This is a genomic window from Paenibacillus sp. CECT 9249 (assembly GCF_918697855.1).
Taxonomy (GTDB): domain Bacteria; phylum Bacillota; class Bacilli; order Paenibacillales; family Paenibacillaceae; genus MSJ-34.
Map to the genome: position 1 here is coordinate 21,686 of NZ_CAKKLI010000056.1, position 8,451 is coordinate 30,136.

General features: G+C 49.2%; 12 protein-coding genes and 1 pseudogene. 6 read left to right on the forward strand and 7 right to left on the reverse strand.

The genetic code is table 11. From position 1 onward, the window contains the following. Positions 1-3: 3 nt before the first annotated feature. Complete coding sequence (locus tag LQ229_RS23910) at positions 4-543, forward strand: GrpB family protein (RefSeq protein ID WP_216538834.1); 540 nt, start codon at positions 4-6, stop codon at positions 541-543. Positions 544-580: 37 nt separating this feature from the next. Continuing rightward, positions 581-1,342: a class I SAM-dependent methyltransferase gene (locus tag LQ229_RS23915; protein WP_216538835.1), complete on the forward strand. Its 762-nt coding sequence runs from the start codon at positions 581-583 to the stop codon at positions 1,340-1,342. On the opposite strand, the gene LQ229_RS23920 is transcribed toward LQ229_RS23915, so the two are convergent. From LQ229_RS23920 to LQ229_RS23940, 5 genes are all read right to left on the reverse strand, one after another. Continuing rightward, positions 1,300-1,470 (reverse strand): hypothetical protein, encoded by a 171-nt coding sequence (locus tag LQ229_RS23920; protein WP_230193101.1) that lies wholly within the window; start codon positions 1,468-1,470, stop codon positions 1,300-1,302. The two genes, LQ229_RS23915 and LQ229_RS23920, sit on opposite strands and share 43 nt — an antisense overlap. A 303-nt stretch (positions 1,471-1,773) precedes the next feature. Next, positions 1,774-2,427, reverse strand: a complete 654-nt coding sequence (locus LQ229_RS23925) for a transcriptional regulator (protein WP_230193102.1) — start codon at positions 2,425-2,427, stop codon at positions 1,774-1,776. A gap of 195 nt (positions 2,428-2,622) precedes the next feature. Further along, positions 2,623-3,033 carry a nuclear transport factor 2 family protein gene (locus LQ229_RS23930; RefSeq protein ID WP_230193103.1) on the reverse strand — a complete coding sequence of 137 codons (411 nt, stop codon included), beginning with the start codon at positions 3,031-3,033 and terminating at the stop codon, positions 2,623-2,625. A 297-nt stretch (positions 3,034-3,330) separates the two neighbouring features. Next, entirely contained in the window at positions 3,331-3,606 is a 276-nt protein-coding gene (locus LQ229_RS23935) for a YxcD family protein (protein WP_216538839.1), read from the reverse strand. 3 nt (positions 3,607-3,609) lie between these two features. Then, positions 3,610-4,038: a hypothetical protein gene (locus tag LQ229_RS23940; RefSeq protein ID WP_216538840.1), complete on the reverse strand. Its 429-nt coding sequence runs from the start codon at positions 4,036-4,038 to the stop codon at positions 3,610-3,612. 260 nt (positions 4,039-4,298) lie between these two features. Here LQ229_RS23940 and LQ229_RS23945 point away from each other — a divergent pair, with 260 nt between their 5' ends. The 3 genes from LQ229_RS23945 to LQ229_RS23955 are packed head-to-tail and all read left to right on the forward strand — an operon-like array spanning position 4,299 to position 6,050. Continuing rightward, complete coding sequence (locus LQ229_RS23945; RefSeq protein WP_216538841.1) at positions 4,299-4,628, forward strand: PadR family transcriptional regulator; 330 nt, start codon at positions 4,299-4,301, stop codon at positions 4,626-4,628. Continuing rightward, positions 4,621-5,193 carry a DUF1700 domain-containing protein gene (locus LQ229_RS23950; RefSeq protein ID WP_230193104.1) on the forward strand — a complete coding sequence of 191 codons (573 nt, stop codon included), beginning with the start codon at positions 4,621-4,623 and terminating at the stop codon, positions 5,191-5,193. The genes LQ229_RS23945 and LQ229_RS23950 overlap by 8 nt, the downstream gene beginning before the upstream one ends. Before the next feature lie 2 nt (positions 5,194-5,195). After that, complete coding sequence (locus LQ229_RS23955; RefSeq protein WP_216538843.1) at positions 5,196-6,050, forward strand: DUF4097 family beta strand repeat-containing protein; 855 nt, start codon at positions 5,196-5,198, stop codon at positions 6,048-6,050. A 52-nt stretch (positions 6,051-6,102) separates the two neighbouring features. Here the strand turns inward: LQ229_RS23955 and LQ229_RS23960 are convergent, their stop codons facing one another. Both LQ229_RS23960 and LQ229_RS23965 read right to left on the reverse strand, forming a co-directional pair. Next, positions 6,103-6,678, reverse strand: a complete 576-nt coding sequence (locus LQ229_RS23960) for a carbonic anhydrase (protein WP_216538844.1) — start codon at positions 6,676-6,678, stop codon at positions 6,103-6,105. A 36-nt stretch (positions 6,679-6,714) separates the two neighbouring features. Beyond that, positions 6,715-7,038, reverse strand: a complete 324-nt coding sequence (locus LQ229_RS23965) for an iron-sulfur cluster biosynthesis family protein (RefSeq protein ID WP_216538845.1) — start codon at positions 7,036-7,038, stop codon at positions 6,715-6,717. Positions 7,039-7,156: 118 nt separating this feature from the next. Here LQ229_RS23965 and LQ229_RS23970 point away from each other — a divergent pair. Continuing rightward, positions 7,157-8,329, forward strand: a pseudogene (locus LQ229_RS23970) (carboxypeptidase M32); the annotation flags it as partial. Positions 8,330-8,451 lie beyond the last annotated feature (122 nt).

Sequence of the window (8,451 nt, forward strand, 5' to 3'; positions counted from 1 at the left end):
GAAATGCAAGAGATTAAGATTGTCAATTATAACGAGAATTGGAGCGAAGCTTTTGAAACGGAGAAAAACAACATATTCGCTCTTTTCGAGGGCGAAGCGGCGGCCGTCGAGCATGTGGGAAGCACGTCCATTCCCGGCCAAGCGGCCAAGCCGATTATCGATATTTTCGTCGGCGTAAACTCATTGCAACCGTTGGCATTTTACGAATCGAAGTTTGATTCCGATTGCTACCGTTATGTCCCTACGGGCATGAACGGAAGATATTTATTTGCCAAATATACCGATGGAACATGGACGCACAATATTCACATCCTCCCGTTCGACGATGGATTTTATGCGCGGAATGAGTTTCTTTTGCGGGATTATTTGCGAGAGCATCCCGATTTGGTGCGGGAATATGGAGAAATGAAAAGGCGTTCCGCCCAATACGATGGAATGACGATGGAACAATATACCCGCTCGAAAACGGAGTTTATCCAAGCGGTCGTCGATGCGGCAAGAACGGAAAAGGGATTGCCGCTGCAAAATGTTTGGGAAGATTGATGAATCTGTATCGTGCGGATGAAGGAGTTTGCGAAAGATGGACATTATTGAACATAATAAAGGGAATTGGAATGATAAGGTAGCGAAACAAAATCAATGGACCGTTCCTGTCGGCCGCGAGGAAATCAAGCGAGCGCGGGAAGGGGAATGGACGATCGTCGTTACGACGGAAAAACCGGTTCCGCACGAGTGGTTTCCGGAACTAAAGGGCAAGCGGGTATTATGCCTTGCCTCCGGCGGAGGGCAGCAAGGCCCGATCTTGGCTGCGGCGGGAGCGGAGGTAACCGTACTCGATTTCTCGGAAGAGCAATTGAAGCAGGATGCATTCGTGGCCGAACGCGACGGCTTAACCATTCATACGGTTCTAGGTTCGATGACGGATTTAGGCATGTTCGATGACGCGACGTTCGATCTCATTGTGCATCCGGTATCCAATGTGTTTATTCCGGATATTCAACCGGTATGGGAAGAAGCCTATCGCGTATTAAAGCCGGGCGGAACGTTGATCAGCGGGTTTATGAACCCGGTCTTCTATTTATTCGACTGGAAATTGCAGGAACAAGGCATTCTTCAAGTGAACCATAAGCTTCCGTATTCCGATTTGGATTATGCCTCCGAACAAGAAATCGCTGAGAGCGGGGACGCTCTGGAATTCGGGCATACCTTGGAACAACAAATCCAAGGGCAGATCCGCGCCGGGTTTATGATTGCCGGATTTTACGAGGATACGTTCGGCGGAACCCGGTTATTGGATCGCTATTGCAGCAGTTTCATCGCGACGAGAGCGATCAAGCCGTAACGCTGTCCGCAATGCAAACAAACGACCTCCGTCATTTGGACGGGGGGCGTTTCCGTTTCGTTCGCAAGTGGCGGATAGACGGGAAAAGTCGTGCCTGCGCCAAGCGGACTCGCGACGTTGAAGCGCAAGCACCTAGCGTTTCGGTGGCACCGCCGTCCGAATGAGGCTCTAACGGAAGTCAGCGACCTTATTTTGCCGATAGAGCCTCTTTTTGAAATGTAACGGATCTGAGCGACCTTATTTGAGTTTTTTCCTACGGAAAAACGCGAATGATTAGCAAATAGCGGCGTATAGTTCCGTTACAATTTCAAAAGGGCCGATTTTTCGGAAATAGCGGCCGTGACATCCGTTAGAGTTGCTGCGCAAGGCGGCACGTACGATAGCGCTAACCTCGCTTTAGAGGGGACACGTACGATAGCGCTAACCCTGCTTTAGAATTGCTGCGCAAGGCGGTACGTACGATAGCGCTGAACCCCGCTTGCGATGGAAAGCAAATTTTTGTCCACTAATTGATGAAGAATTAGTCTCGTTCGGCGCTCCGAGAGCCTCAAATGTTCGGCTAGCTCTTTGGGAGCGAAGGGACGTAAGAGCCTGCGGGCAAAACGCAACGTTTCCGCTTCCGCCCAGTCAAGCTGCGGCAACAATTCAATCGACAAAAACTTGCCGACAAAGGAAAGCGTCAGCTGCTTGCAAACCCCGGGATCGTCGCGAATCGATAAGTAGGCGACAGGAAGGAAATACCAATCGTCAAGGACGAGCAATGCCTGCTTCATACATAAATCTTTAAAACGGCTGACCTCGACATCCCTGGCATGGGAGCGATAACCATGAATTTCGATGCAGCCTTTCGCGCCGCCGGGCATATAAGCGAGGTCCAGATAACGGTATCCGTTATTGAAATCGCGCACCTCATATTCGGGATATAGATGATCCAGACTGCCGATCACGGGAAACCAGATCGATCGCAAAAACTCAATCGTTCCATGTCCCAACCCCTTTCGCAAAAGTTCACGCCGCCTCGGATTGTTCTCTTCGTTCGTTTGTTTCTGCAGCCAATCTTCATAAACCTGTTCGAATATACTCATTCTTATCGCCATCCTAACTCTATGATAAATGCAAAAAAGCCGCCTTGACACACAACATTAGAGATGTGCGATCAAAGCGGCATGTGCTTCACGCCGGTCGTTTTTTCAAAAGTATCATATTTTGGAGAACGGATCAAGCAGCTTCAATGACATTTATCTTCAAGCGAAAGCATGTTCGAAGGCACAATTGCTCATTTACGATACTTCAATCACATACGAAGTGATTTCTTTAATTTTGGCATTTTTCGCAGAACTGTTGAACAGATAGACATTGCAAAAAGCGTAACTTTTATTGTTCCCCAATCTCATGATGCCGTTGGCGGAGCCGGTATAGCCGTGCGTAATAATGTTGCTGATTTCCAGCTCGGTTATCTTGCTGTTCTTCATTTGATTCAGCGCTTCGACCAATCGTTCTTTCCCTTGAATTCGTTTGCCGCCGACAATATTCCAAATGACGTCTTCCGTCATATTCTCGATTATGAAGGCGATATCGTGTTTGGCAAAAGCGATGTTCAGTTCTTTCAGCTGTGCTTTTTTTGGCGCGTTCCCGCAATCTACCGGGCATATCAATGTCAGGTTATCGTAATCTGGTTTCGTTGCAGTCATGAAATCGATCCTCCTTCACTTCGTTCGTTACGGAAAATAGGTTCGTGCAATTTCAATATACCATAAGTTATGTGCGAAAATTTCTTCCGGATTGCTCCAACCTGACATAGGGTTGTCAGCGGGACCAAGTAAAATAAAACGCAACGGACCGCGTAATTCCATGAATAAAGGAGAGGATCGATGCTGCAAGAGTATATCGTCATAAAAGGCGCAAGGGAAAACAATTTGAAAAACGTGTCGCTTAAACGCGAAAAAGGAATCGCGTCCTCTTCCGAATGCGATTCCTCTTTCGTCCTTTTATCGAATGTCAGCCCAGATCTCGTCATCGAGCCCGAGTTGAATTTGATCCCGGAATACGCGCCGATCGTATTCGGTAAACAAATAACGTTCGATCGCCTCAAGGATATTGGCTTCCACCAAATATTGACTGCGTCCGTGCACCCATACTTCCGCGGTGTACCCGTGATCTTCATCCCAGCTCAGTTCCACTTCCACATCGGTCGGTTTCACTTGCTTGCGCTCCGCCATATGCAGGCAAATTGCGTTAATGATTTCATCCATACTTAAACGCATCGATCAATACCTGTTATTGTTATTGTCCGTCGCTTTGCGGCGCTGCGTAAAGTAAGTGAAGATCGAACGAATAACGAGGAACAAAATAAAGATCGCGGCTACATTCACTAAAAGCCCGAGCATGTTGCCCAAGAAGCCTTCGCCAAGCATGCTTCCGAACAGCATGCCCGCCAGGCCGCCCATCATTAAGCCGCCCAAAAAGCCTCCGCCGAATCCCCGATTGCCGGTCGTTCCCGCCGTCCCGGTATTTTGATTTTTCGTTCCGCTATTAGAGGAATTGACCGTGTTGTCGGTTTGCGATTTTTTCGGCGTGGTCGTGAACGATCTTTTCCCGGAACTGAATCCGCCGCCGCGTTTGGCATCGACGACGCTGGGAGCCGCAATCGCAAAAATCAGCGTGAATGCCATCAATACTGCAACAAATTTGCGCATGTTCTCTACCCCTTCTTGTTGAAATGATATGATAACCAAGAAGTATTACGCAGGCAAGGGGCATAGGTTTCAAAATTTTTCGGACGAAATTGAAAAAAATCGTCTTTTTTCTATTTAGTACCTTGCATCATTCACTACTGAATGTTATATTGATTTAGGTAGTGAATATTGTTCCATACTGAACGGCGATTAATAGCACGGCAACGTGCATGCGCTGAGATCTCGAAATGGCGATGCGCAAAGTGGAAGGAGGGGCGGTTATGAACGTTAATATCCAATTTAAAAAGGGTGTGCTTGAGCTTTGCGTATTGTTTCTAATCCAACGAAAGGACCAATACGGATACGAACTGGCGCAGCGGATTTCCAAGCATATCGAAGTCGCGGAAGGGGCTCTCTACCCGCTCTTGCGCCGTATGGTGAACGACGGTTATTGCACGACCTACTTGCAAGAATCTAGCGAAGGGCCGCCGCGCAAATATTACAAGCTGACCCTTAAAGGGGAATTATATTTACGGGACTTGATGGATGAGTGGAGAAAGTTCGTCGCAGGCGTGACCGGTTTGATCGAGGAGGGAGATGGACATGAATAAAGCGCAATTTATATGGTTGTTGAACAGCCAATTAACGCCGCTAAGAGAAGAGGAACGGCGGGAGCTGATGGCCGATTACGAGGCTCATTTCGCATTCGGCTTGCAAAACGGAAAAACGGAAGAAGAAATCGTAAACGAATTGGGAGATCCCGTGGAGTTGGCCAAGGAAATAGTAGGCGATCGGTATGAAGTGCCGAACCTCAATCGGCAAACGTATCAACCGTATTCGTCCAATCGGCCGAATGCCGGTAAAGGCCGTTCGGCCATAAAGGTTACCGCTCTCGTATTTCTGAATTTGCTCGCCGTGCCGATCGGTCTGGCGGCATGGTGCGTTTGGTTCAGCTTGGCGTTGGCGGGCGGCGCCTTGATTCTAGCGCCGTTGCTGTTTGCGGTGGATATGGCATTGACGCAAGCATTCGACGCTTCGAAAATGTATGCCTCTATTCTGTTGACCGGCCTGGGCATCTTGCTGGCCCTTGGGGCCGCCAAGCTGTTCCGCATCTTTAAAAAGACTTCGGCAGCGTATATCCGGTGGAATGCCGACGTTTCGAAAGGAAGAGCGTAACGATGAGAAAAATATGGGTTGCATTAGCGTTGATCTGTATCGTTGTCGGGCTGGGAGGACTGATATTTACCGGCTTCGATTTTATATACAATACGGGAGAAACGGAATATTCGAAAAAATGGACGTTTGAGCCAGGCCAATTGAATGCGTTGGACATAAAAAGCGATTACCGCGTTCGCGTGGAGTTCGTGCAAAGTCCCGATCATACCAATTTTATCGAAGTGAGAGGGAAGGCGTCCGAGGAAGTGGCCGGGAAAGTTGAGAAAGCGGCAATTGCCGGCACAGAGCTGCGGTTGGATTTGAAAAATGAATGGAAACTCGAGTTGAGGTTTTTAAACTTTTCGGGTATTGGGGAACAGGTCGTTACCGTGTCTTTGGCGGACGGTGCGATACTGGATACGCTTAGGGCCGATACGGGAAGCAATAGATTAACGATCGATCGCGCCCGTGTCAAGAACGCCTCTCTTGTGACAAGCTCCGGCGGGCTGCGCATCGACGGTTTGACCGCGGACGACATTCAATTGGCGTCAAGCAGCGGCTCAATCAGAGGAGAGAAGATTGCCGGCAATATCACGGTGAAGGGAAGTTCTGGGAAAATTTGGATTGAACAGTCGGAGGGAGCGGCCCGAATTCATTCGACATCCGGAAACGTCACGCTTACGCAAGAGAGAGTGAGCGAGACGGACGTACGTGCAAATTCAGGCAGCGTACGGATTACGGTTCCCCGCGATTTCGCCGGCGTCTACGACGTGCAGACCGGTTCAGGTTCGAAGAACGTGCCGGAATCGAAGGGACAGACCGATGAAGTCGTGAAAGTGAGGACTTCTTCGGGCAGCGTGAGAATTGTTCCATCATGAATGAAATGAAAGGCCGCCGGGAATTTCCGTTCCCCGCGGCCTTCAGTCGATATTATTTCGTTTTAATCCCGTCGTATCCGTCAATAATGAGATCCAGCTTGCCGGTTTCCGGATCCATCACTAATCCGTGAACCGGAATATGCGCCGGGAGAAGCGGATGTTTGCGAATCACCTCGACGCTGTGGGACACGCCTTCCTCGACGCATTCGAACCCGCGCAGGAACCGTTCCATCCGAATGCCGGAATTGGCAATCGTATCGAGCACGGTTTCGGAAATGCCGTTTTCTTTCATTTTCTCGACAACCGCGTTCGTATCCACTTTCATCATGCCGCAGCCGTGATGCCCGATCACGAGCACTTCGCTTGCGCCCAATTCGTATATGGCGATCAGAATGCTGCGCATCGCGCTGCCGAACGGCTGAGTAAGGATGGCGCCGGCGATTTTAATAATTTTGGCGTCGCCGTTGCGCAAGTTCATCGCTTTCGGCAGCAGCTCGACCAAGCGGGTATCCATACATGTGAGGATAACCATCTTTTTATCGGGAAATTTGTCGGTTAAATAGGCTTCATATTCTTTCTTCTCTACAAATTCTTTGTTGAATTCCATAATCGATTGAATCATTGACATATCACTAACTCCTTACTTGATAGAATACCGCGCAAGTTAACGTTTGTCGGTCAACTGCACGTTCGTACCGTATATTTGCTGCGGACTGGACAATTTAAATACGCCCGTTTTCGGGTCCGCATCCATATGCAATGTATCTTCGAAAAAAACTTCATGCCTTTGATCGATCCATATGGACAAATCGTCACTGTCTATCCGCCTGTCAAATTCGGTCGCTTCGTTTACAAGCCATAGACTCGGCACACCGTTGACTGCACAGCCGCATCCGTCCGTATCGTATATCAACTTGACGTTGCCGGGAGTTTCGCCGATCCGCCGCTTGATCGTTTGCAAAGCGTGTTCCGTAAAATGCATTCTCATCGCTATGAAGCACACTCCCTCGATTTCATATTTTCACTCTTATAAAAGTTGATTATACGGATTGCAAAAAGTATCATCAAGAGGTGAAAGAAAAAAAGTTGCGAGAGGTGACGGATTGATGAGTCAAAATGTTGAGCAAACGACGGAAAATTTTCGCAAACTGGTGCAAAAAATAAAAAGTTACGAGGAAGCGCTCGCGGTCATGTATTGGGATTTGCGTACCGGCGCGCCGCGCAAAGGGATGGAGGCCCGATCCGAAGTGATCGGCGTATTGTCCACCGAGATGTTCAAGCTTTCTACATCCGATGAGATGGGCGCGTATCTCGATGCGCTTACCGAGCCGGAGGCAAACGAACGGCTGGACGAGATCAACCGGAGAACGGTTGCGGAATGCAAAAAGGAATACGACCGCAGCAAAAAAATTCCGGCCGAAACGTATCAGGTGTACGTTGTGCTGACGTCGCAGGCGGAAACGATCTGGGAAGAAGCGAAGCATAAAGACGATTTCGCGATGTTTCAGCCTTATTTGGAAAAGATCGTCGCGTACAACCAGCAATTTATCGATTTATGGGGCGCGAAGGAGACGCGTTACGATACGCTGCTCGACATGTACGAACCGGATTTGACCGTCAGGAAACTGGATCAAGTGTTCGGCGAGCTCCGCGCCAAATCGGTGCCGCTTGTCGCCGCCATCGCGGAATCGGCCCATCAGCCGGATATGGCTTGTTTGCAGCAATCGTTCGACAAAGAGAAACAGCGAGCATTCAGCTTGTTTATGCTGGAGCGGATGGGATACGACTTCGAGGCGGGCCGACTGGATGAAAGCGTCCATCCGTTCGCGACCGGACTCAATCCGGGGGATGTGCGGATTACGACCCGATACGCCGTTGACGATATGGCGAATGCGCTGTTCAGCACCATTCATGAGGGCGGCCACGCGCTATACGAGCAAAATATTTCAAAAGACTTGATCGGCACGCCGCTATGCACGGGGACGTCGATGGGGATTCACGAATCCCAATCCCGTTTCTGGGAAAATATGATCGGCCGCAGCCGCGCGTTCTGGAACCGGTATTACGGCGATTTGCAAGCGCATTTCCCGGGGCAGTTGAATGTACCGGCCGAAACGTTCTACCGGGCGATCAATCGAGTCCAGCCGTCGTTCATCCGTACCGAGTCCGACGAGTTGACGTACAACTTGCATATCATTATCCGTTATGAAATCGAGAAGATGCTGTTTAACGAAGGGCTGAACGTGGCCGATTTGCCGGAAATATGGAACGAGAAATATAAACCTAAATTTCGAAAGTACCGTTCATTGAAAACATAAAAAAGTGCCCAAATCTTTGGTAGAATGGTGTTTGTCGAGAACACTACACCCAAAGAGAGGAGCACCTTTTAGGTGAAGTCTAC